Raw genomic sequence first — 23,346 nt, 5'->3', positions numbered from 1 at the left:
GTTCAAGGCGCCTTGGCGACCGCAGGCTCGCTGGCCGCGACGGCCGGCGCGCTGGCCGCGGGCGGCGATGCGTCGGGTGCGGTGGCCGAGCCGTGGGTGGCGCTGATGCGCACGTACTCGTTCTGGCCCTGCGTGCGGCCGCGGATCTGGTTCTGCCAGCTCGCGTCGTCGCCCGCCGTCCAGCCGGTGGCGGTGTAGACCTTGGGCTCGCCGGCCGCGCCGGTGTAGGCCTTCGCGTCGGCCTTCTTCATCGCCGCAGGTTCGGCCTGGGAGTGCTCCTTGCAGGCCGGCAGGAGCAGGGCAATCGCGACGACGACCGCCAGCGAGATCAACGCGCGGTTCATGACTTGCCTTCCGCGGTGGTCTGCGAAGGCGCTGCCGACGGCGCGCCTTGCGTAGGCTTGCCGTAGGCCGTGCCCCAGCCCCACACCTCGCTGCCCTTGCCTCGCACCAGCACCCGGTTGCGGAAGATGTCCGCCACCACGTCGCCATCGCCGCCGAGCAGCGCCTTGGTCGAGCACATCTCGGCGCAGGCCGGCAGCTTGCCTTCGGCGAGGCGGTTGCGGCCGTACTTCTCGAACTCGGCTTGCGAGCCGTTCTCTTCCGGGCCGCCGGCGCAGAAGGTGCACTTGTCCATCTTGCCGCGCAGGCCAAAGGTGCCGTTGCTGGGGAACTGCGGCGCGCCGAAGGGGCAGGCATAGGAGCAGTAGCCGCAGCCTATGCACACGTCCTTGTCGTGCAGCACCACCCCTTCGTCGGTGCGGTAGAAGCAATCGACCGGGCACACGGCCATGCAGGGCGCGTCGGAGCAGTGCATGCAGGCGACCGAGATGGACTTCTCGCCCGGCACGCCGTCGTCGAGCGTGACGACTCGCCGCCGGTTCACGCCCCAGGGCACCTCGTGCTCCGCCTTGCAGGCCGTGGTGCAGCTGTTGCATTCGATGCAGCGCTCGGCATCGCAGATGAACTTCATTCGGGCCATGCTGTGCTCCTCTGCTTATGCCGTGACTTTTTCAACCTGGCAGACCGTCGTCTTGGTCTCTTGCATCATGGTGACGCTGTCGTAGCCGTAGGTGGTGGCGGTGTTGATCGCCTCGCCACGCACGACCGGCATCGCGCCTTCGGGGTAGTAGGGCGCGAGGTCGATGCCGCCCCAGCGGCCCGAGAAGTGGAAGGGCAGGAAGACCGTGCCCGCATCGACGCGCTCGGTGACCAGCGCCTTGACCTTCAGACCCTTGAACTCCGGCATCGCCGCCATGGGCGGCGTCTTCACCCAGACCCAGTCGCCGTGGCGGATGCCGCGGTCGTTGGCGGCCCTGGGGTTGATCTCGACGAACATGTCCTGCTGCAGCTCGGCCAGCCAGGGGTTGGAGCGCGTCTCCTCCCCGCCGCCCTCGTACTCGACCAGGCGACCCGAGGTCATGATGAGCGGGAAGGTCTTGCCGATCTCGGCGTTCTTGTCCTGCACCGTCTTGTAGAGCGTGGGCAGGCGCCAGAAGGCCTTCTTGTCGTCGTGCGTGGGGTACTTGGCCACCAGGTCCGGACGCGTGCTGTACAGCGGCTCGCGGTGCTTGGGCACGGGGTCGGGGAAGTTCCAGACCACCGCCCGCGCCCGGGCGTTGCCGAAAGGATGGCAGCCGTGGTTCTTCATCACCACGCGGATGATCCCGCCCGAGAGGTCGGTCTTCCAGTTCTTGCCTTCGGCGGCCTTCTGCTCGGCCTCGCTCAGCTCGCCCCACCAGCCGAGCTTCTTCATGAGCACGTGGTCGAACTCGGGGTAGCCGGTGGTCAGGTCCGAGCCCTTGGAGTGCGAGCCGTCGGCCGCCAGCAGCGGCGCGCCCTCGCGCTCCACGCCGAAGTTCGCGCGGAAGTTGCCGCCGCCGTCCATCACGTGCCGGGTGGTGTCGTACAGGTTGGCCGAGCCCGGGTGCTTGAGCGCCGGGTTGCCGTAGCACGGCCAGGGCAGGCCGAAGTAGTCGCCGTCCAGCGAGTAGCCGGTCTCCTTGTCGATGCCGCCCCGCGCGCGCAGCGTCTTCACGTCGAAGACATTCATGTTGCGCATGTGCGCCTTCAGCCGCTCGGGGCTCTGGCCGGTGTAGCCGATGGTCCAGCAGCTGGCGTTGATCTCGCGCAGCATGGATTCGGGCTCGGGCTCGTCCATGCCCTTGACCTTCTGCATCTTGTAGTTCTTGACCAGCTCGGCGCCGAAGCCGAGCTTCACGGCCAGCTGGTACATGATCATGTGGTCGGAGCGCGACTCCCACAGCGGATCGATCACCTTCTCGCGCCACTGTAGCGAGCGGTTGCTGGCGGTGACCGAGCCGCTGGTCTCGAACTGCGTGGCCGCGGGCAGCAGGTAGACCGCGCGGTTCTTGTTCAGGTCCTCCGGCTTGCCGGGCATGGCCGCCATGGCGGCGGTGGCCGAGGGGAAGGGGTCAACGACGACGAGCAGGTCGAGCTTGTCCATCGCCCGCTTCATCTCCAGCCCGCGCGTCTGCGAGTTGGGCGCATGGCCCCAGAAGAACAGGCCGCGCAGGTTCGAATCCTGGTCGATCAGCTCGTTCTTCTCGAGCACGCCGTCGACCCAGCGCGAGACCGTCATGCCGGGCTTGGTCATCATGCCCTGCGCGTACTGCTTCTTGATCCACTCGTAGTCGACGTTCCAGACCTTGGCGAAGTGCTTCCACGCGCCGTCGGCCAGGCCGTAGTAGCCGGGCAGCGAGTCGGGATTGGGGCCGACGTCCGTCGCGCCCTGCACGTTGTCGTGGCCGCGGAAGATGTTGGTGCCGCCGCCAGAGATGCCCACGTTGCCCAGCGTCAGCTGCAGCAGGCAGGAGGCGCGCACGATCGCGTTGCCGATGGTGTGCTGGGTCTGGCCCATGCACCACACCACGGTGCTCGGCCGGTTCTCGGCCATGATCTTGGCGACCTTGAAGCAGGTGGCCTCGTCGACGCCTGACACCTCCTGCACCTTGTCGGGCGTCCAGAAGTTCAGGGCCTCCTCGCGCACCTTGTCCATGCCGTAGACGCGATCGGCGATGTACTGCTTGTCCTCCCAGCCGTTCTTGAAGATGTGGTGCATCAGGCCGAAGAGGAAGGCTATGTCGGAGCCCGAGCGGATGCGCACGTACTCGTCGGCCTTGGCCGCGGTGCGGGTGAAGCGCGGGTCCACCACGATCATCTTGCAGCCCGTCTCCTTGGCGTGGAGCATGTGCAGCATGGACACCGGGTGCGCCTCGGCGGCGTTGGAGCCGATGTACATCGCCGCCTTGGCGTTCTGCATGTCGTTGTAGGAGTTCGTCATCGCGCCGTAGCCCCAGGTGTTCGCGACACCGGCCACCGTGGTGGAGTGGCAGATGCGCGCCTGGTGGTCGCAGTTGTTCGAACCCCAGAAGCTGACCCACTTGCGCAGCAGGTAGGCCTGCTCGTTGTTGTGCTTGGACGAGCCGACGATGAAGATCGAATCAGGCCCGCTGGCCTGGCGCAGCTCCTTCATCTTCGCGGCGATCTCGTCGAGCGCCTGGTCCCAGCTGATCTTCTGGTACTTGCCGTCGACCAGCTTCATCGGCGCCTTGAGCCGGAACTCGCCGTGGCCGTGCTCGCGCAGGGCGGCGCCCTTGGCGCAGTGCGCGCCCAGGTTGATCGGCGAATCGAAGACCGGCTCCTGTCGCACCCAGACGCCGTTCTCGACGACAGCGTCGACCGCGCAGCCGACGGAGCAGTGGCCGCACACCGTGCGCTTGACCTCCACCTTGCGCGCATCCGCGGCCGCAGCCGGCTTGTCGTCGGCCGCGCGCGCCTTGCGCACGAGCAGCAGTTCGGAGGCCGCGATGCCGGCGCCTACGCCCAGGCCGGAGCGGCGCAGGAAGGCCCGCCGGTCCATGGTCGGCATCGCGCGGGCGACGCCGCGCGCCAGGCTGGAAACGAGCGCGGAAGAAGGGGACGTGGCGGCCGTGCCCGGGGCCGGCGCTCTGCGAGTCAGCAACATGGTGTCTCCTGTCGGCCGCCCCGGCCGTGCCGGAGCACCAGGGTGGGAGTTGTCGTCAGACCTTGGTGGTCTGGTAGTAGCGCTGCACGTGGGCCGTCAGGCGATAGCCACCGCCCTGGGCCTCACTGCCTTCGGCGGGCCCTTCGGCGCTGGGCGGCTCGGAAGGCTTCACCAACGGCAGCGCCGCCGCGGTGGCCACCAGGGCACCAGCCGTGCCCGCACCCGCGAACAAGCGCCGGCGGGAGACTGCGGCCTCGGCCGGATTCGGAGAAGATCGATCACGCACTGCAGGGACCTCCTCTGCGGTTGGAGCCGCAGGATATGTAAAGGTTTGCATGGCGGAGGCGCCCGAGCACTCGGGCTTTCCCCTAGAACGAGGGATTCAGCGGAGCAGGCCGCGAAGAACCGGCCAGACGTTGTCAAGGATGATCGGGTGCGCCTTGGCCACCGGGTGGATCCGGTCGGACTGGAACCAGTCCTCGGCGTCCGGCCGGTCGGCCACGCCCTGCAGAAGGAAGGGCACGAGTGCCACGCGCTCTGCCTTGGCGACGTCCTCGAAAGTCCTGGAGAAGTCGGCCGTGTATTGCCGGCCGTAGTTCGGCGGCACCTGCATGCCGGCCAGCAGCACCTTCGCGCCGGCCGTGCGGGCCGCCTTGACCATCGCGATCAGGTTGTCGCGCGTCTGCGCCAACGGCAGTCCTCGCAGCGCGTCGTTGCCGCCGAGCTCGATCACGACCACCTGCGGCGATTGCGCCTTCAGGAGGGCCGGCAGGCGGGCTCGCCCGCCGGCGGTGGTGTCGCCGCTGATGCTGGCGTTGATGACCTCGTAGGGCAGCTTCTCGCGCGCCATCCGCTGCGACAGCAGGGCCACCCATCCGCTGCCGCGCGGCAGGCCGTATTCGGCCGACAGGCTGTCGCCGACCACCACCAGCTTCGAGGGGGCCGCTGCGGCGGGCAGCGCCAGCAACAGGCCGGCAAGCCACAGGCTACAGTGGGCGGCCACCCGCCGCGGCCCGCCGGCCCGGCACCACGCCCCGAGAAAGAAGACCAAGCTGCGCATGTCCGAGCCCATCATTGCCGTCGAGCACCTGTGCAAACGGGTGAGCGACTCCACCGGCACGCTGACGATTCTCCACGACATCAACTTCACCTTGCGGTCGCAGGAGTCGGCCGCCATCGTCGGCGCCTCGGGCTCGGGCAAGAGCACGTTGCTCGGCCTCATGGCCGGGCTCGACGTGCCGAGCGAAGGCCGCGTGGTCATCGACGGCGAGGATCTCTTCGCCCTCGACGAGGACGCGCGTGCCGCCCTGCGCTCGCGCAAGCTGGGCTTCGTGTTCCAGAGCTTCCAGTTGCTGGGCAACCGGACGGCGCTGGAGAACGTGATGCTGCCGCTCGAACTCGCCGGCCGGCGCGATGCGCGCGCGCTGGCCACCGAGATGTTGGGCCGCGTCGGCCTTTCACAGCGCCTTTCGCACTACCCGCGAGTGCTCTCCGGAGGCGAGCAGCAGCGCGTGGCGCTGGCGCGCGCCTTCGTCGTGCGCCCCATGCTGCTGCTGGCCGACGAGCCCACCGGCAGCCTCGACTTCGCCACCGGCGAGACGGTGATGGCGCTGATGCTCGAACTCAACCGCGAGGCCGGCACCACCCTGGTCATGGTGACCCACGACCGCGCCCTGGCCGACCGCTGCGAACGCCAGCTCCACATCGAGGCCGGCAGGCTGCTCCCCTGAAATGCACAAGGCGCCCGAGGGCGCCTTGGCATTCATCATGGGCGTGCGCGGATCCGGCTTTGCCGGTCCGCTGCGCGAGCCCCCTTGGGGGCAGGCCCCTGGCAGGGGGCCGTGGGGGCTCACGGCTGGGCGGCGAACTTGTAGTCGGTCTTGGCGGCCTTCTTCAGGTCGTCCTGGTATTTCTGCAGGCGGGCCTGCTCGACGCGCTGCATCAGCTGGGGCTTGACTTCCTCGAAGCTCGGGAAGGTGGCTTCGCGGGTGTCTTCCAGCTTGATGATGTGGTAGCCGAACTGGCTCTTGACCGGGGTCTCGGTCATCTCGCCCTTCTTCAGCTTGGTCATCGCGGCGCTGAACTCGGGCACGTAGTTGTCGGGCTTGGCGAAGTCCAGGTCACCGCCGTTCTCGGCCGAGCCGGTGTCCTTGGAGTTCTTCTTGGCGACGTCCTCGAACTTGGCGCCGGCCTTGATGTCGGCGATCAGCTTCTTGGCCTCGTCCTCGTTCTCCACCAGGATGTGACGGGCGTGGTACTCGGTGCCGCTCTGCGTGGCCTTGACGGTGTCGTACTCGGCCTTGGCTTCGGCTTCGGTGGCCGGGTGCTTCTTCTTGTAGTCCTCGAACATTTCGCGGATCAGCACGGTCTGGCGCACCAGCTCCATCTGTTCCTTGTAGCTCTGGCTGGAGGCCACGCCGGCCTTCTCGGCGGCCTGCGTGAAGATCTCGCGCATCACCACTTCGTCCTCGGCGCGCTTGCGCAGCTCGGGCGTGACCGGCTGGCCACCGCGGGTGGCCTGCTTGACCAGGAGTTCGACGCGCGACTTCGGAACGGGCTTGCCATTCACCGTGGTCACGTTCTGCGCGTGCACGGCCAGCGGCAGCAGGAGGGCAGCAGCCAGGGCGGCGGTGGATTTCAGGTTCATGCGTGTCGCCTTTAAGTGGTGACTCGTGACGAGTGTCAACGAAGCGGACGAGGGGAGGGGTGGCTTGTCAGGCTTGCCGCGTCAGGCGCGACCGGGGCACGGCACGTGGTGTAGAACCGCGTGGACACCGGAGGGCTTGCGCTGGCTGGGTTATGTCAGGGCTCATCGGGTGCACGGGCGTCGATCGCCAGCGCGTGAATACCCTGAGGCATCAAAGTGCTCAAAGCATCATACACGAGGCGATGTCGCGCCAGCCTGGGCAGGCCGGCGAAGCGCGCGCTGACGATGCGCACGGAAAGGTGGCTGCCTTCGCGCGCGCCGGCGTGGCCTGCGTGGGCCGCGCTGTCGTCACGCACTTCGAGCGCCACCGGGTCCAGCGCCTGCTGCAGCGCAGCCTGCACCGAGCGGGCGCTGACGTGGGGGTGGCCGGCGGGATTCATGGCTTGTCCTGGCCGGCCTTCGGCTCGGCGCCCGGCGCCTCGGCGGCCTCGTCGGGCATGTGGCGGCCGATGTAGAGCGCCTGGCTGACGATGAACAACCCCATCAGCGCGTAAGTGCCGAAGGTGTGGAAGTTGGCCCAGGCGTCGGTGGAGAAGGCATGCGCCACCCACAGGTTGATGGCCCCCATGGCGGCGAAGAAGGCGATCCAGCCGAGCAGCAGCCGGCGCCACACGACATCGGGCAGGTGGATCTCGCCGCCCATGGTGTTGCGCAGCAGGTTGCGGTGGAAGAAGCGCTCGCTGACCCAGAAGATGATGGCCATGAGCCAGAACGCGATGCTGGGCTTCCACTTGATGAACATCGCGTCGTGCAGCCACACCGTGGCGCTGCCCAGCACGATGACCAGCGTGAGGCTGACCCACAGCATCAGGTCGATCTTGCGCTTGTGCCACTTCAGCCAGGCCACCTGCAGGGCCGTGGCCAGGATCACCACGACGGTGGCGAGCATGACGGGCGCCTCTTCCGGGCCGACGGCACCGCCGGACACCGCGAAGCCCAGGTACTGGGTGGCGAAGGCCGCGGCCCAGTCCTTGTTGAACTTGCCGAACTGGTAGGTGCCGAAGAACAGCAGCAGCGGCAGAAAATCGAGAAACAGCTTCATGCGCGGCGCGCAGTCTAACCGCGCCCGGGGGAGCAACTCACTCCCTCTGATCGAAATCCGCCGGCCGGGCGGACCCGGCCGGACAGGCGCTCAGGCCGAGGGCGGCCCCTGCTCGAAATCGATCGCGGCCGAATTGATGCAGAAACGTTCGCCGGTCGGCGCCGGGCCGTCATCGAAGACGTGGCCCAGGTGGGAGCCGCACTTGGCGCAGCGAACTTCGACGCGGGTCATCCCGTGGGAGTGGTCGATCACGCGCTCGATCTTGCCGTCGTCGACCGCCTGCCAGTAGCTGGGCCAGCCGCAGCCGGCGTCGAACTTGGAGTCGGACCTGAACAGCACCTCGCCGCAGCCGACGCACTTGTAGACGCCGTTGTCCCAGTGATCCCAGAAGCGGCCGGTGAAGGCCCGCTCGGTGGCCGCCTGCCGGGCCACCGCGTACTGGGTGGGATTGAGCTGGGCGCGCCATTCCTCGTCCGTCTTGTGGACGGCGTAGCGGGGGTCGTCGGGGCGATGGGGGCTGTCGTTTGCGCTCATGGGCAACGGCTCGTGGCTATGGAGTGGACCTGACGGTTCGTCGGGCGGCAGCCCGGGACCTTACAGCGTGTCGCGCCAGTGTAGGCAGGCGCGCGCCTGCTGCGGCCGAAGGGGATTCCGTCTGCCAGCGCCCCTCACCATGCCCGCGGGGGCGGCCCTTGGTAAAGAACCGTTTCGCATGGCAGCGGCAGCAGCGTGCCCTCGGGCCGGGACCGCGCGTCCAGGTAGACCGGCGGCATGCCGGCCAGGAAGGACGGGAACATGAACAGGGCGAACTGCTCCGGGCTGAATCCCAGGTCGGCTCCGAAGGCCGACACCAGGCCGCCATAGTTCATGCGCAGCGGCTTGCCCAGCTCGGCGAAGTGGCGGTCGATGTCGAAGGCCAGTTGCACGTGCCGCCCCTGGTCCAGGTCCAGCGAGGCGGCCAGGGCCATCGTCGGGGCTATGCGTTCGTCGCCTTCCAGCAGCGGCCGGCCATAGCCAGCGATGCGGCCGTGCCTGTGCATCTCCTCTCCGAGGCAGTCCTCGAGCGTCGCGCCGTGGTCCAGCGAGCGGCGCCCGCGCAAGAAGAAGGCGACCGCTTGAAGCTCGTTGCCGCGGCCATAGATGTGCGCCTCCGACACGGCGAGGGCGGCGGCCATGCCGAGGTTGCCGTTGCTTCGCGAGGAGCCGGCCAGGGCCGCCACGCGGTTGTTCCAGATGCGCGCATCGGGGTAGCTGGTGTGCACCCACAGGGCATGCATCAACCGCAACTGCGAAGCCTGGAAGCGCCGGCCGGTGATGCCGAAGGCATAGAGGTCCAGCCAGTCGACGCCTTTCAGTTCGGCGTGCAGGTCGCGGCCGCGGTAGCGCACGCGGCGATCCGCGCGCAGGCCGCCGACGCGCGAGCGCACGCGGCCGATGTGCTCGTTGCGGGGGTCAGGCCGGGACATGGTCAGGCTCCGTATCCATCGCGGTTGGCTCTTCGATCTCGTGCTCGAAGAACGGGAAGCGCTTGAACGCCAGGTGCTGCTCCAGGGCATGGGCAGCGGCCCCGGGCAGGCGCAGCAGCAGCCAGAGCATCTCGCCCTGCTCGGGGCTGAGATGCAGGTCGGTCAACGCGGCCGCTGCGACCCCCGTCATCGCCAGCGGCAGGCCGACGGCGTCTTCGAGCGCCTCGCGCTCGGCCAGCAGCCACGGCAGGTGCGGGCCGGTGCTCAGGACGGCCAGCGCCGCGAGGGCCTGGCGGACGGTCCCGGCGCACTGCCTGCCATGCGGGTCGAAGCCTGGCGCGTGCTCGGCCTTCGGCCAGATGCTGGCGTGGTCGGGCTCCGGCTCCTCCATCGCATGCCGCCTCGCTGCCACATCCAGGCCACAGGCCTGCCAGGCCCGCATGGCGAGCGCGACCTCCTGCCCGCCGCCGAGCCGGCCTGCGCCGACGCCCAGCGCCGCCATCAGGCTCGCCGCCGCGGGCGAGCCGCCCACGCCGCCGCACATGGCCGCGTGCACCGACGGGTCGCGCGGCCCCGGATTGGCCAGCGCGACCGCGAGAGCCTCCAGCAGGCGCGCATCGCCGGGCGAAGGCCTTTCGCCACGCCACAGCAGCAACATCATCTCGGCCCAGCTGGCACGGCCCACGAGTTCGCCGTAGACGTCGTAGCCGCGGCAGTGCGCGCGCCGGGCCGCGAACGCGTCACCGGACTCGGCCTCCTCGTGCCACAGGGAGGTGTGGATCGCGTTCACTTGACGGCTCCGAGCGCCTTCAGGCGCTGGATCATCGGCGGCACCTCGTCGCGGTCGATGCGCACATCGATGAGCGTCGGGCCGCGGCGGGCGAGGAGGGCCTCGAAGTCGATCGCTTCCAGCTCCTGGGGCGACTCGACCACGTGGCCCGGCACGCCCATGGCGCGGGCCAGGGCCGCGAAGTCCACCTGCGGCAGCTCGTAGCCGACCGGCTCGGCCTTGGCCAGGCGCTGGCCATGCATGACCATGCCGTAGGCACTGTCGTTGAGCACCACGTAGACGACCGTGAGGCCCTCCGCCGCGGCGACGCCGATCTCCTGCCCGCTCATCAGGTAGCTGCCGTCGCCGGTGATGCAGACCACCGGGCAGCGCGGGTTTCCGCGGGCGATGCCCACGGCGGCGCCGATGGCCCAGCCCATGGGCGCGAAATCCATCATCACGCGCAGCCAGTTGGCCGTGCCGCTGCGGCGGTCTGCCTGGCCCGCGCGCAGCGTGCCGGCAGCGCCGGTGCCTCGGCGGCTGAGCGGCTGCAGGTAGTGCACCGCCCAGATCATGCTGTTGCCCGTGTCGGCCAGGAAGCGGGTGTGCGGCGGGCAGCGCCGCGAGAGCTCGCGCATCAGGCGCTGCGGCTTGATGGGCGCCGCGTCGCTGTCGACGGCCTCTGGCGCATGCAGTGCGACGTTGGGGTTGTGCGAATCGACGTTGTGACTGGGCAGGCTCTCCACGTTGCGGGCATCGTTGGCCGCGAAGCCGTCGATCAGCAGGCGGCACACGGCGAGGATCCGGCCGCGCACGTGCAGCCTGGCCATCGGAGATCGCATCAGGTGCTCGTCGCACGGGTCCACGTGAACCAGGCGACCGTTGAGCAGCGCGCTGTTCCAGCCGGCGCTGGCCAGCTCGCTGAAGGCCGTGCCGAAGGCGACCACGAGGCCGGTGTGGCTGCGCAGCAGCGCTTCGGCGCTGGCATGGCCGCCGAAGCCGAACACGCCGTGGAAGGCAGGGTGGCGCGGGTTGACCAGGCCTTTGCCATCCGGCGTGGTGATGAAGCTGGCGCCGGTCAGATCGACCAGCCGCATGATCGCGTCCACCGCCTCGCCGCAGCCGTCGCCGATGAGGAACACCGGCGATTCGGCGCGCTCGAGTTCGCCCTGCAGCAAGTGCACGGCATCCAGGTCGACGAGGGCGGGCCTGGCATAGACGAACGCGCTGTGGTCGCCGTCTTCGCGCGGGGCCGTGACCGCGCTGCGAAGGATGTCGACCGGGATCGACAGGTGCACCGGCCCTTGCGGCGTCTGGAAGGCGCGCATCAAGGCGTTGAGCAGCTTGGTCTCGAGCTGGTCGGCGTGGGAGACGAGCGAGTTGTAGCGCGTGCAGTGGCGCAGCATGCCCACCGCGTTGATGCCGGTGCAGCTGGATTCCTGCAGCGCGCCACGGCCGAAGTTGCGCAGCGGCGGCTGGCCGGTGATGACCAGCATCGGCACCTTGTTGGCGTAGGCCGTGGCCACGCCGGTGATGAGGTTGGTCGCGCCGGGTCCGGAGGTGGCTATGGCCACGCCGATCTTGCCGGTCTCGCGGGCATAGCCGTCGGCCATGAAGGCGGCGCCGGCCTCGTGACGGGTCACGACGGGCCGCGGGCCGCCGCGCCTTTCGCTGCGGGCCAGCGCGTTGTACAGCGGCTCTATCGCACCTCCCGGCACGCCGAACACCGCCTCGACGCCCAGGCGTTCCAGGTAGGTGACTATGAGTTCCGCGGCCTCCATCATGGGGGCCACCTCGGGGGCGACGGCCGTTTCGGGCAATGCCACGGCCGCTCGCTTCAGACTGTCCATTTCGTACCTCTGACGATCAACTGATGTGCTTCGGCCACGGCCGGGCCGCGGCCTCCAGACAAAGGCTGAAGGCCGCAGCCGGCGATGAAAGTGAATCGCGGCGCGAAGGCGTGACCACGCCGGCGCCGAAATGACGCCTGAGTCGTGGGGGGGATCTCCCTGGGGTGCGAACTGGCGGGCCGTGTCCTTGCGCTTGGACCCCGGCGCGTCATTCACCGATGGCGGTCCGGGCGGGGAGCCCGGGGTGCAGACGAGGGCGGTGTCTGCATGGCGCAGACATCGGGCTCATCGGCCATCGGCGGCTGTAGCCGCGCGCACTATTTAATTAGTTACCTCAACGAACAAATTGTCACGTCTTCGGTCCGGCGCGGCAAGGGTTACCACGGGGTGTGGACGTGACCGAATCCGCGCTTTCAAACGCGGATATCCAAGGAGGTGCTAAAGCCGGACCTCGGCCGTGACGAAGACCGCGCGCCCTGGCAGGGGCAGGTCCTGCGGGAGGGAGACGAAGGGCACGCCGTTCGGGCTCGGTTCGCGGGCGTCGCTGTCGAACAGGTTGCGGGCGACCAGCGCCAGCTCCCATCGCCCATTGGCCGACCGGGTTCGCAGCGCCATGTCGACCGTCGTGTAGTCGGCCACGGGCGGCCGGACGTCGCCGAATTGCCGGCGCCGCTCGCCCACCCAGTTGGCCTGCGCGTGGGCCTGCCAGCCGGACGTGATGCGCCAATCCGCCCGCAATTGGGCCTGCTGACGCGGCGCCAGCCCGGGGTCGGCGCCGGTGAGCTGGTTCTCGGAGTGCTGCAAGGCGTACTGGGCGGCCAGACGCCAGTGCCGCGCCGGCTCCCACTGGGCCTCGAGCTCCAGGCCCTTGCCGGTCTGCCGGCCCTGGTTCTGATAGACGTTGGTGCTGTCCAGGCCGATGATGTCCGTCATCCAGTAGCGGTACGCGTTGGCTCCCAAGGTCGCGTTCGCGGCCGGCTGCCAGGACACGGCCATCTCGAGCGTGCGCACCCTCTCCGGCTTGAGACGGGCATTGCCGATGGCCGTGGGGTTGTTGATGAGGTAGAGCTCGGAGAAGGACGGCGCGCGGAAGGCACTGCCGTACAGCAGCTTGGCGGTCAGGTCGTAGGCCGCGTCCCAGACCAGCGCCACGCGGGGATGCGTGGTGCCGCCGAAATCGGAGTAGTGGTCATGGCGCACGCCGGCGGTGAGCGACCAGTCGCGCGCCAGGCTCCATTCGTCCTGCGCATAGGCATGCATCACTTCGCGCTGGTGGGGCACCATGAACGGCACCGTGTCCGTCACATCCACCACGTCGCCGAAGGAGCCGTTGCCGATGGGGCTGAAGTCGGGATTGAAGTTCTTCGACTCGCGCAGGCGGTACAAGTCTTCGTCGACATAGCCCAGGCCGAAGCGAAGGCGGTGGCCGGCGATGCCGGAGTACAGCGCCGTGGCGTCGAGCCGCAAGCGGTGCTCCCACTTGGCCGGGTTGCCGATCATGCCGTCCTGGAAGAATCCGCCGCCGAGGTTGGTGCCGGCGGGGAACAGCACCAGCTGCGAATCCTCGGTGTAGCGCACGGCATTGCCACGGACCAGCCAGTCCCAGTCGTTGCCGGCGTCGGTGTCATGCCAGCTCAGGTCCACGTCCAGGCGCTGGCTGGCGTTGTTGCCGGTCGGATCCAGCGCCTGCGCCACGCCTGCGCCGGAGCCGAGCTCGAACACGCGCTTGTAGCTGCCGCGCAGCTTCCACGGACCGCCGGCGAGCTCGAGCGCCGCGTCGATCAGCTTGTAGTCGTTGTTCATCGGCCCCGGCGCATGCGACGCCGGCGGCACGCCGAAGGCGGCGAAGATCGCGTCGAGGCCGGTCTGGCCATCGGCTTCGATGGTGCGGCCGCCACCTTCGGTGCGGCCCGCCTCCAGGTAGGCGGCGACATCGATGCCACCCCAGTGGCCGCCATGAAGGACCCAGGCCGAAGCGGTATCGAACGAGCCCGCACGCGCGCCGACCTCGGTCCCGGCGATGTCCGCCGCGCCGCGGGTGATGATGTTGATGACGCCGGCAAAGGCATCGGCACCGTAGACCGCCGAACCCGGGCCGCGGATGACCTCTATGCGGGCGACGTTCTCCAGCGGCTGGCCGCCCCAGTTCAGGCCTCGGTCGCCGGCGTAGACGCTGGTCAGCGGCACCCCGTTGACCAGCATCAGGACCTGCGGATTGGTCAGGGTGCCCCGGATGCCGCGGATCGTGTAGATGGGCGCGTTGAGCACCGGCGATCGCGAGACGTGCAGACCGGGAACGGTCTCGAGCACCTCGTCCAGGTCGATGGCGCCCATCGCGCGGATGTCCTCGGCGGTGATGACCGTGGCCACCGAAGGCGCACGGGCCACCGGCACGCGCGAGCCGGTGGCGATGCTGACATGCGACTTGTCGCCGAAGGACATGGCCAGCTCTTCTTCCTCCGACACGCCGGCGCCGTGCGCATGCAGGGCCAGGGTCGTGGCGAGGCTCAGGGCGGCAAGTCGGGCAAACAGCATGGGCATCGACGGCCGCGGCATCGGCGGCTTGGTTTGGAGCGCGCGAAGGATAGGCTGCCCCCGTGGGCGGCACAACCCGAGAACACCTGCTCTTGACAGCGGCTGTGGCGCGACCACGTCAGCCCTGCAGCCGCATCTCATCAGTTCGTCATGTCGAGCCAGCGCAGGCCGAGCTGCTCGGTCAGCACGGCGGTCAGCAGCTCGTGCCTGACCGGCTTGGACAAGAAGGCGTTGGCGCCGCGTTCGAGGCTGCGCCGCCTGTCCTCCGGCGACGCATTGGCCGACACCGCGACGATGGGAAGCGCCCGCGTGGCGTCGTTCGCCCGCAGGCGCGACGTGGCTTCGAGCCCGTCCATCACCGGCATGCGGATGTCCATCAGCACCAGGTCCGGCGCCAGGGCATGGACGCGCTCCAGCGCGTGGGCACCATGCTCGGCCTGGTCGACCTCGAAGCCCTGGCGCTCCAGCAGGTCACACAGCAACTGGCGATTGGCGGGCACGTCGTCGACGACCAACACGCGCCGGCGGCGGCCGTCGTACTGGCGCGGCAGCAGCGCGGTGGACGTGCCGGCCACCGGTTCGTTGTCCATGTCCAGGCCGTCGCAGTCGAGCACGAACCAGAAGCGGCTGCCCTGGTCCGGTCGGCTGTCGACCAGGATGTCGCTGCCCATGAGCTGCACGAGGTGGCGGCTGATCGCCAGGCCCAGGCCCGTCCCGGCCGCCCGCTGCTCGGCCGCGCCGGCCTGCTCGAAGGGCTGGAACAGCCGCCGCAGGGCCCGAGGCTCTATGCCCACGCCGCTGTCGGCCACCTCGAACCGCAGCCGGACGCCGCGCCCGGCGGCCGGCGCTTCCGGGCTGACGGACAGGGTCACGTGCCCGCGGTCGGTGAACTTCACCGCGTTGCCGAGCAGGTTGATCAGCACCTGCCGCAGCCGCTTCTCGTCGCCCAGCACCCTGCCGGGCAGGGCGGGATGGGCCAGCACGTTGAACGCCAGGCCCTTCTCCTCGGCCTTCAGCCGCACGATGTCGCTGACGCTCTGCAGCAGGCCCTGAAGCGGGACCGGCCCGTAGTGCAGCTCGGTCTTGCCGGCCTCGATGCGCGACAGGTCCAGGATGTCGACGATCAGGGTCAGCAGATGCTCGCCACTGGTCTGGATGTGGTCCAGCCCCGCGTGCTGGCGCGCCGTCAGGTGGCCGTCCATCTTCAGGATCTGGGTGTAGCCCAGGACTGCGTTCAGCGGCGTGCGCAGCTCATGGCTCATGCGGGCGAGGAACTCGCTCTTGGCCGCGCTGGCCGATTCGGCGACCTCCTTGGCCTGCCGCAGCTCGCTCGTGCGCTCGGTCACCGCCTGCTCCAGCCGCTCGCGGTGGTGGCGCAACTCCAGCTCGCGCAGGCGCTGGGCATCGAGCATGCGGTTGAAGGCGCGCGCCATCAGCGCGATGTCGCGCGGGCCGACGTGCGGGTCGGCCCGCGCCTGGTCGTCGCCACGCTCGGCGCGCGCCATCACGTCCGACAGCTCCGTCAACGGGCGGGTCAACCGGCCGGCGAGCCAGCGCATGGCCAGCACGAACACCACCGCCACCGCCAGCGACGTGGCCAGGTTGGTGAAGAAGACCTGGGCCATCATGCGCCGCAAGGTGCCCTTGCCCTGCGCCACGCGCACGTCGCCGAGCAGGTTGTCGCCGCCGGCCGCGCTGACGTCGAATGGCGAGTCCGGACGGCGGGCGACGACCGGCGCCACGAAATGCCAGGCTTCGGCCGTGTCCGCCGCCAGGCGGACGGCCCCGGCGGCCGGCAGCCGGGGCCAGTCAGGGGGCGCTTCGGCGTTGCCCTTCGATAGCAGCACGTGGCCATCGGCGCTGCGCAGCTCGACGCCGATCACGTCCGGGAAGGCGAGGGTCGCGGCCACCGCCTCGGCCGCGTTGTCGGGCGTGCCGGACATCAAGGCCAGGGTGCCCTGCGACGCCAGGCTCTGCGCCACCTGCTGGCCCTGTTCGACCAGGGTGGCGCGGATCTGCCGGCTGGCCTGCCAGGAGCTGACCAGCGAGGACAGCAGGGCCATCAGCAGCACGCCGACGGTGGCGGCGGTGCCCAGCTGGCGCCGGAAGCTGGTGGGCGGCAGCCCGTCGGCAGGCGCGGAGCGGGGCCAAATGGCCTGGAGCAGGCGCATCATGATTCGGGGTAGAGCTTCTCGATGCGTTGGGCGCGCAGGTCGAGCTCGATGCCCAGGTGCGCGGCGGTGCGGTGATTGGCGGCGACGAGCACGTCGCGCAGCGGCACCAGGCCGCGGGGGGGGCGGCGCCCGGCGAGCGCATCCAGCGCCGACTGCGCCAGGCTGCGGCCCAGGGCCGGGTTGTCGGGATAGAGGGCGAACAACGCGCCGCGGCGGACGTGGGCGACGTTGCTGGAGCAGACGGCGAAGTTGCGTTGCCAGGCTTCCTGCAGCACCAGCGGCAACAGGGTGCCTTCCTCGACAGTCGTTGGATCCTGCGGCAGCCACAGCGCATCGCGCCGCGCATCGATGGCCGGGAAGACCTCCTGGTAAGCGCGCAACGCCCGCCGGGAATCCTCGGCCTCTATCGCCACCAGCTCCATGCCGGCGGCCTTGGCCGCTTCGAAGGACAGCCGGGCCAGCCAGGCGTTCTGCTGCGGGTCGTGGACGAGGAAGACGCGCCGCACGGGCGGCACCATCTTGCGCAACTGGGAGAACACCAGCGCCGGGTCGGGCGCGAGGCTGTGCACCGTGTAGGCCTGGGCCTGTGCCTCCGGCGCGCCTATGACGCAGCCGGCGATCACGCCTATCGCGCGGTCCAGGTTGGCGGCGGCTTTCAGGCCGCTGCGGCCCAGGGCGATGACGACCCGCACTTCGCGCCGGCGCAGTTCCTCAGCCAGGTTGGACGGCGGCGACTCGCCGGCCACCGCGAAGGTCGGCACCGGCTGCCGGGCCTGCTCGCGGATGCCCTCGACGATGGAGGCGAAGACGGCGCGGAACGGCTCGCCGATGTCGGGATACAGCACCGCCAGGCCGGCGCCGGCCTCGCCCGGCAGGATCGCCCGGGCCGGCAGCGCGCCGGCGCCCACCAGCCCCGCGAACATGCGCAGGGCCTGCCGCCGGGGCGGGCGAGCGGTGGAGGGGGGTGGCGGCACGAGGCGGGCGGGGCGTGAAGGTCCGGAATCTAGCACCCGCCGTGCCGCGTATGTGCCACGGTAGCCCGCGGACACCGGAACCGGCGTGCGGTCGTCCGCACGAAGGCCCGCCGCACCCGCCGGGCAAGGATCCACGGGGAAGACGCGGGGCCGGCGATCCCCGGGCGCGAACTAATATCCCGTCATCCGTTTCACCAGGAGACAAGCATGACCGCGCTGAACGGCCAGATGATGCACATGCCGCTGCTGATTTCGTCGCTCGTCCGCCATGCCGCGCGGCACGCCGGGCAGACCGAGATCGTGTCCAAGCGGGTCGAGGGCGACATCCACCGAACCACCTGGTCGGGGATCGAGCGGCGCTCGCGGCAAGTGGCCCAGGCGCTGGCGAGGCTGGGCTGCGCCGAGGGCGACCGGGTCGCCACGCTGGCCTGGAACGGCTACCGCCACCTCGAGATCTACTACGGCAGCTCCGGCTCGGGGCTGGTGCTGCACACCATCAACCCGCGCCTGTTCCCCGAGCAGATCGCCTGGATAGCCAACGACGCGGCGGATTCGGTGCTGTGCTTCGACCTGAGCTTCCTGCCGCTGGTGGAAAAGCTCGCGCCGGCACTCCAGACCGTCAGGCACCTGGTGCTGATGACGGACCGCGCCCACATGCCGGCCGCCAGCCCGCTTGAGAACCTGCTGTGCTACGACGAGCTGGTCGAGGCCGAGAACGGTGACTACGCCTGGCCTGTGCTGGACGAGAACGCGGCGTCGAGCATCTGCTACACCTCGGGCACCACCGGCCATCCCAAGGGCGCCATCTACAGCCACCGCTCGACCGTGCTGCATGCCTTCGGTTCGGCGATCCCGGACGCCATGGCTTGCTCGGGCCGCGACGTGATCCTGCCGGTCGTGCCGATGTTCCACGTCAACGCCTGGGGGCTGCCTTACTCCGGCGCGCTGGTCGGCGCCAAGCTCGTGCTGCCCGGGCCGCACCTGGATGGCAAGTCGCTGTTCGAACTGTTCGAGCAGGAGCGGGTCACCTTCTCGGCCGGCGTGCCCACCGTGTGGCTGGGCCTGCTGACCTACATGAAGGCCAACGACCTGAAGTTCTCGAGCTTCAAGCGCACGGTGATCGGAGGCTCGGCCTGCCCGCCGGCGATGATGAAGACGCTGCAGGACGACTACGGCGTCGAGGTGATCCACGCCTGGGGCATGACCGAGATGAGCCCGCTGGGGACGCTGTCCAGGCTCACCTCGCGCCAGGATGCGCTGCCGAAGGATGAGCAGCAGCACCTGCTGGAAAAGCAGGGCCGGGTGATCTACGGCGTCGACATGGCCATCATCGACGACGAAGGCCGGTCGCTGCCGTGGGACGGGAAGAGCGCCGGCAACCTGGTGGTGCGCGGGGCCTGGGTGATAGGCAGCTACTTCAACCGGCCCGAGTCGCCGCTGGTCAGCGTGGACGGCGAGCCCGGCTGGTTCCCGACCGGCGACGTGGCGACCATCGATGCCGACGGCTTCATGCAGATCACCGACCGCAGCAAGGACGTGATCAAGTCCGGCGGCGAGTGGATCAGCTCGATCGACCTGGAGAACATCGCCATGGCCCACCCCGCCGTGCACGAGGCGGCGGTCATCTCGGCGAAGCATCCGAAATGGGACGAACGCCCGCTGCTGGTGGTCGTGGCCAAGCCGGGCGCGGCCGTGAGCAGGGAAGAGCTGCTCGGCTTCTTCGAGGGCAAGATCGCCAAGTGGCAGATCCCGGACGACGTGGCCTTCGTGGCCGAGATCCCTCACACCGCCACCGGCAAGATCCAGAAGCTGAAGCTGCGGGAGCAGTTCAAAGACTACAGACTTTGAGCCCCCACGCCCCCTCCCGGGGGCTGCCCCCCGAGGGGGCTCGCGCAGCGGACCGGCAAAGCCGGATCCGCGCACGCCCTGGAAGGGAGCGGCGCTGCGCGCGCTCGTAAGGCGTCGCTGACCTGGACAGAGGTGCGTAGGGAGGAATGGTGCCCCCACGGCCCCTTGCCAGGGGGCTGCCCCCCAGGGGGGCTCGCGCAGCGGACCGGCAGAGCCGGATCCGCGCACGCCCTGGAAGGGAGCGGCGCTGCGCGCGCTCGAAGAGGCGGGCAGAGTGATGAAGGGGGCGCGGCGGATCGGCAGGGCCGGATCTGACCGTGCTGTCTCGCTGGCGACAGGCCGTGCGGGGAACTCCTGAAGCCGGGGTGCGGCAATCGCCGCTACCGTCGGCAGTGCTGCGGACCACAAAAGGAGACACCCGTCATGGCAACGCGTCGTTCATGGTCACTGGCGATGGGTGCGGCTTTGCTGCTGCCCGCGGGGCTGGCTTTCGCTCAGGCGGGCGAGACGGTCCGCATCGCCTTCATCGACCCGCAGTCGGGGCCGTTCGCGAACATCGGCCAGAACATCCTGCGCACCTTCCAGCTCGCCGCGGAGCGCGCGAGCGCCAAGGGCGGCGTGAAGTACGAGGTGGTGGCCTTCGACAACAAGGCCTCCCCGCAGGAGAGCCTGAACGTCCTGAAGTCGGCCATCGACCAGGGCTTCCGCTACGTGGCCCAGGGCAATGGCTCGGGGGCCGCGGCGGCCATCCTCGATGCCGTGAACAAGCACAACGAGCGCAACCCCGGCAAGGAGGTGGTGTTCTTCAACTACGCCGCCGTCGACCCCGACCTGACCAACGCCAAGTGCAGCTTCTGGCACTTCCGCTTCGACGCCGACACCTCGATGAAGATGGAGGCGATGGTGACCGCGATGTCGGAGGACCCGACGGTCAAGAAGGTCTACATCATCGGCCAGAACTACGCCCACGGGCAGCAGGTCTCGCGCTTCGCCAAGGATGTGATCGCCCGCAAGACGCCGGCGGTGCAGGTGGTGGGCGACGAGCTGCACCCGCTGGGGGCGGTGAAGGACTTCGCGCCCTACGTCGCCAAGATCAAGCAAAGCGGTGCCGACACCGTCGTCACCGGCAACTGGGGGCAGGATCTCGCGCTGCTGATCAAGGCCGCCAAGGACGCCGGCCTGGATGCCAAGTGGTACACCTACTATGCGGGCGCCCAGGGCACGCCCACCGCCATCGGCAACGCGCTGACGGGCAAGATCACCACGATGTACGGCTCCTACAGCAACCTGCCCGGCGAGTTCGCCTCCTTCCGCGACGCCTTCCATGAGAAGTACAAGCAGGACTTCTCCACGTCCACCGTGCTGCACCTGTTCGCCACGCTGCAAGGCGCGGTCGCCAAGGCCAAGTCCACCGACCCGGTGAAGGTGGCCCAGGCGATGGAGGGCCTGACGGTGCGCTCGTATGCCGGTGACATCACGATGAGGGCGTCGGACCACCAGCTGCAGCAGCCGTTGTTCTTCGCGACGTGGCAGAAGGCCGATGCCAAGCAGAGCTACAACGTGGAAGACACGGGCAACACCTTCGCACTGACGAAGATGTACCCGGCCTACGTGTCGAGCACGCCGACGTCGTGCCAGATGAAGCGCCCCTGACTTTCTGACTTTCGCGCCTCGGGCGCCCGTGCCATGACGCTCGAGGCCTTCGTCATCTCCCTGCTGAACGGCATCAGCTACGGCTTGCTGCTGTTCATGCTCAGCTCCGGCCTCACGCTGATCTTCAGCATGATGGGCGTGCTGAACTTCGCCCACGCCAGCTTCTACATGCTCGGCGGCTACCTGGGCTACTCGATCGCGGGCTGGCTGGGCTTCTGGCCGGCGTTGGTGATCGCGCCGCTGGTGGTAGGCGCGCTGGGGGCGCTGTTCGAGCGCTTCGCGCTGAGGCGGGTGCACAAGTTCGGCCACGTGCCGGAGCTGCTCATCACCTTCGGCCTGAGCTTCGTGGTGCTGGAGCTGGTGCAGCTCACCTGGGGCCGCGCGGCGGTGCCCTATGCCTTGCCGCCCGTGCTCGACGGCCCGCTGTTCACGCTGTTCCAGACTCAGTTCCCGCGCTCGCGCGGCTTCATCATGCTGGTGGCGCTGCTGATGCTGCTGGGCTTGTGGCTGCTGCTGACCCGCACCCGAGTCGGCCTGGTCATCCAGGCGGCGCTCACCCATCCGGACATGGCCGAAGCGCTGGGCCACAACGTGCCACGGGTGTTCATGCTGGTCTTCGGCGGGGGCGCTGCCCTGGCCGGGCTGGCGGGCGTGATCGGCGGCAACACCTACGTCACCGAGCCGGGGATGGCCGCGGCGGTCGGCGCCATCGTCTTCGTCGTCGTGGTCGTGGGCGGCATGGGGTCGCTGGCCGGCGCGTTCCTGGCCTCGCTGCTGATCGGGGTGATGGTGAATTTCGCCGTCGCACTGGATCAATCGGCGCTGGACCTGCTCAAGCTCTTCGGCAGCCACGCCGGGCCGCAGACCTTCGGCTATGCGGTGCTCAAGCTCAAGATCTCGCAGATCGCACCCATCCTGCCTTTCCTGCTGCTGGTGCTGATGCTGGTGTTCCGGCCGCGCGGCCTGCTCGGCACGAGGGAGGGCTGACGCATGGCCACCGCTGCCCGCAGCTTTCACTGGAAGCCCCACGACGTCGGTCGCTGGATCGTCTGGGGCGGCTTCGCGCTGCTGCTGCTCGTGGCGCCGAGGATCTTCAGCAGCGGCGCCTCGCTGACGATGCTTTCGCAGATGGGCTACCTCATGATCATCTGCCTGAGCTACAACCTGCTGCTCGGGCAGGGCGGGATGCTCAGCTTCGGCCATGCGGTCTACACCGGGCTAGGCGCCTTCTTCGCCGTGCACGCGATGAACCTGGCCGGCCACGGCGAGCTGCCGGTGCCGCTGCCGTTCATCCCCCTGATGGGCGGCCTGGCAGGCCTGGTGGTGGCGGCCATCCTCGGCTACCCGTCCACCAAGAAGGCCGGCACCCCCTTCGCCATGATCACCCTCGGCGTCGGCGAGCTGGTGTACGCGATGTCGCTGATGTTCCCGGAGTTTTTCGGCGGCGAGGGTGGCATCAGCACCAACCGGGTCTACGAGCCGAAGATCTTCGGCTGGGGCTTCGGGCCGGCGCAGCAGGTGTACTACCTCATCGCGGTGTACTGCTTCGTCTGCACGGCGGCGATGTATGCCTTCACCCGCACGCCGCTGGGCCGCATGCTCAACGCGGTGCGAGACAACCCCGAGCGCGTCGAGTTCGTCGGCTACGACACGCAGCGCGTGCGCTACCTCGCCTTCATGATCTCGGGCTTCTTCGCGGGCATAGGCGGATCGTTCATCGCCATCAACTACGAGATCGTGACGGCCGAGACGGTGAGCGCGGTCCGCTCGGGCGGCTACCTGCTGTTCACCTTCCTCGGCGGGGCCACCTTCTTCTTCGGGCCGATCATCGGCGCGGTGCTGCTGGTGCTGTCCTCGGTCGTGCTGTCCGAGATCACGCCGGCCTGGCAGATCTACCTCGGCTTCGTGTTCCTCTTCATGGTGATGTACGCCCCGGGCGGCGTGGCCAGCCTGATCATGATGAACCTGCGGGTGGCGGCCTTCGGCAAGCTGGGGCGGCTGTGGACGGCCTACCTCGCGCTGGGCGGCCTGGGGGCCATGCTGCTGGTGGCCGTGGCGGCGGTGGTCGAGATCATCTACCACCTGCAGCTGGATTCGTCGGGCGAAGGCGGAGTGAAGTTCTTCGGCACCACGCTGGACGTGGCCCGCGCCGACACCTGGGTGGGCCTGGCGCTGGCGACCATGGTGTCGGCCGGCCTGTTCGAGCTGGCACGGCGCCACTTCATGCACGAGTGGGGCGAGGCGCAGGCCGAGATCGAGAAAGAGATCAAGCGGCGGGAGGCGAGTCTATGAGCGCCGCCCGGCCGTTCCGTAGGCGCTCGTTCCCCCTTGGGGGGACCG

20 protein-coding genes are annotated in these 23,346 nt (G+C 69.2%); 5 read left to right on the top strand and 15 right to left on the bottom strand.

The window, feature by feature from the left end; all coding sequences use genetic code 11:
- Positions 1-2 precede the first annotated feature (2 nt).
- From ACS5PM_RS21440 to ACS5PM_RS21420, 5 genes are all read right to left on the bottom strand, one after another.
- A complete protein-coding gene (locus ACS5PM_RS21440) occupies positions 3-344 on the bottom strand; it encodes a hypothetical protein (protein ID WP_439389721.1) in 342 nt (113 codons plus the stop codon).
- Positions 341-982 carry a formate dehydrogenase FDH3 subunit beta gene (gene fdh3B / locus ACS5PM_RS21435; RefSeq protein ID WP_439389720.1) on the bottom strand — a complete coding sequence of 214 codons (642 nt, stop codon included), beginning with the start codon at positions 980-982 and terminating at the stop codon, positions 341-343. Before fdh3B ends, ACS5PM_RS21440 begins: the two co-directional genes overlap by 4 nt.
- Positions 983-997: 15 nt before the next feature.
- Positions 998-3,988: a formate dehydrogenase subunit alpha gene (locus tag ACS5PM_RS21430; RefSeq protein ID WP_439389719.1), complete on the bottom strand. Its 2,991-nt coding sequence runs from the start codon at positions 3,986-3,988 to the stop codon at positions 998-1,000.
- 55 nt (positions 3,989-4,043) lie between these two features.
- Entirely contained in the window at positions 4,044-4,274 is a 231-nt protein-coding gene (locus ACS5PM_RS21425) for a formate dehydrogenase (RefSeq protein ID WP_439389718.1), read from the bottom strand.
- A 96-nt stretch (positions 4,275-4,370) separates the two neighbouring features.
- On the bottom strand, positions 4,371-5,048 hold the full coding sequence (locus tag ACS5PM_RS21420; protein WP_439389717.1) for an arylesterase: 678 nt from the start codon (positions 5,046-5,048) through the stop codon (positions 4,371-4,373).
- Here ACS5PM_RS21420 and ACS5PM_RS21415 point away from each other — a divergent pair.
- Positions 5,047-5,718, top strand: coding sequence for an ABC transporter ATP-binding protein (locus ACS5PM_RS21415; protein ID WP_439389716.1), 672 nt, complete (start codon positions 5,047-5,049; stop codon positions 5,716-5,718). The two genes, ACS5PM_RS21420 and ACS5PM_RS21415, sit on opposite strands and share 2 nt — an antisense overlap.
- 119 nt (positions 5,719-5,837) lie before the next feature.
- On the opposite strand, the gene ACS5PM_RS21410 is transcribed toward ACS5PM_RS21415, so the two are convergent.
- From ACS5PM_RS21410 to ACS5PM_RS21365, 10 genes are all read right to left on the bottom strand, one after another.
- Positions 5,838-6,635 (bottom strand): peptidylprolyl isomerase, encoded by a 798-nt coding sequence (locus ACS5PM_RS21410; protein ID WP_439389714.1) that lies wholly within the window; start codon positions 6,633-6,635, stop codon positions 5,838-5,840.
- A gap of 155 nt (positions 6,636-6,790) precedes the next feature.
- Positions 6,791-7,075, bottom strand: coding sequence for a BolA family protein (locus ACS5PM_RS21405; RefSeq protein ID WP_439389713.1), 285 nt, complete (start codon positions 7,073-7,075; stop codon positions 6,791-6,793).
- Positions 7,072-7,737 (bottom strand): septation protein A, encoded by a 666-nt coding sequence (locus ACS5PM_RS21400; protein ID WP_439389712.1) that lies wholly within the window; start codon positions 7,735-7,737, stop codon positions 7,072-7,074. The genes ACS5PM_RS21405 and ACS5PM_RS21400 overlap by 4 nt, the downstream gene beginning before the upstream one ends.
- 90 nt (positions 7,738-7,827) lie before the next feature.
- On the bottom strand, positions 7,828-8,271 hold the full coding sequence (gene msrB, locus ACS5PM_RS21395; protein ID WP_439389711.1) for a peptide-methionine (R)-S-oxide reductase MsrB: 444 nt from the start codon (positions 8,269-8,271) through the stop codon (positions 7,828-7,830).
- Positions 8,272-8,405: 134 nt separating this feature from the next.
- Complete coding sequence (locus ACS5PM_RS21390; RefSeq protein ID WP_439389710.1) at positions 8,406-9,203, bottom strand: citrate synthase family protein; 798 nt, start codon at positions 9,201-9,203, stop codon at positions 8,406-8,408.
- On the bottom strand, positions 9,190-9,993 hold the full coding sequence (locus ACS5PM_RS21385; protein ID WP_439389709.1) for a citrate synthase family protein: 804 nt from the start codon (positions 9,991-9,993) through the stop codon (positions 9,190-9,192). The genes ACS5PM_RS21390 and ACS5PM_RS21385 overlap by 14 nt, the downstream gene beginning before the upstream one ends.
- A complete protein-coding gene (locus ACS5PM_RS21380) occupies positions 9,990-11,822 on the bottom strand; it encodes a thiamine pyrophosphate-binding protein (RefSeq protein ID WP_439389708.1) in 1,833 nt (610 codons plus the stop codon). The genes ACS5PM_RS21385 and ACS5PM_RS21380 overlap by 4 nt, the downstream gene beginning before the upstream one ends.
- 438 nt (positions 11,823-12,260) lie before the next feature.
- On the bottom strand, positions 12,261-14,357 hold the full coding sequence (locus ACS5PM_RS21375; protein WP_439389707.1) for a TonB-dependent receptor plug domain-containing protein: 2,097 nt from the start codon (positions 14,355-14,357) through the stop codon (positions 12,261-12,263).
- 140 nt (positions 14,358-14,497) lie between these two features.
- Complete coding sequence (locus ACS5PM_RS21370) at positions 14,498-16,531, bottom strand: response regulator (RefSeq protein ID WP_439389706.1); 2,034 nt, start codon at positions 16,529-16,531, stop codon at positions 14,498-14,500.
- Entirely contained in the window at positions 16,528-17,454 is a 927-nt protein-coding gene (locus ACS5PM_RS21365) for an ABC transporter substrate binding protein (RefSeq protein ID WP_439389705.1), read from the bottom strand. The genes ACS5PM_RS21370 and ACS5PM_RS21365 overlap by 4 nt, the downstream gene beginning before the upstream one ends.
- A gap of 258 nt (positions 17,455-17,712) precedes the next feature.
- Between ACS5PM_RS21365 and ACS5PM_RS21360 the strand changes: the two genes are divergently transcribed.
- The 4 genes from ACS5PM_RS21360 to ACS5PM_RS21345 all read left to right on the top strand — a co-directional run bounded on the left by ACS5PM_RS21360 (position 17,713) and on the right by ACS5PM_RS21345 (position 23,298).
- Complete coding sequence (locus ACS5PM_RS21360; RefSeq protein ID WP_439389704.1) at positions 17,713-19,353, top strand: 3-(methylthio)propionyl-CoA ligase; 1,641 nt, start codon at positions 17,713-17,715, stop codon at positions 19,351-19,353.
- Between the two features lie 423 nt (positions 19,354-19,776).
- On the top strand, positions 19,777-21,006 hold the full coding sequence (locus ACS5PM_RS21355) for a branched-chain amino acid ABC transporter substrate-binding protein (RefSeq protein WP_439389703.1): 1,230 nt from the start codon (positions 19,777-19,779) through the stop codon (positions 21,004-21,006).
- A gap of 33 nt (positions 21,007-21,039) precedes the next feature.
- Complete coding sequence (locus ACS5PM_RS21350) at positions 21,040-21,993, top strand: branched-chain amino acid ABC transporter permease (RefSeq protein WP_439389702.1); 954 nt, start codon at positions 21,040-21,042, stop codon at positions 21,991-21,993.
- Between the two features lie 3 nt (positions 21,994-21,996).
- Positions 21,997-23,298, top strand: coding sequence for a branched-chain amino acid ABC transporter permease (locus ACS5PM_RS21345; RefSeq protein WP_439389701.1), 1,302 nt, complete (start codon positions 21,997-21,999; stop codon positions 23,296-23,298).
- The last annotated feature ends 48 nt before the right edge of the window (positions 23,299-23,346 follow it).

The sequence above is a fragment of the Ideonella flava genome (assembly GCF_051857595.1).
Lineage (GTDB): Bacteria > Pseudomonadota > Gammaproteobacteria > Burkholderiales > Burkholderiaceae_C > Ideonella.
The sequence above is the reverse complement of the archived record's forward strand: the minus strand, read 5'-3'. Positions and strand labels throughout refer to the sequence as shown.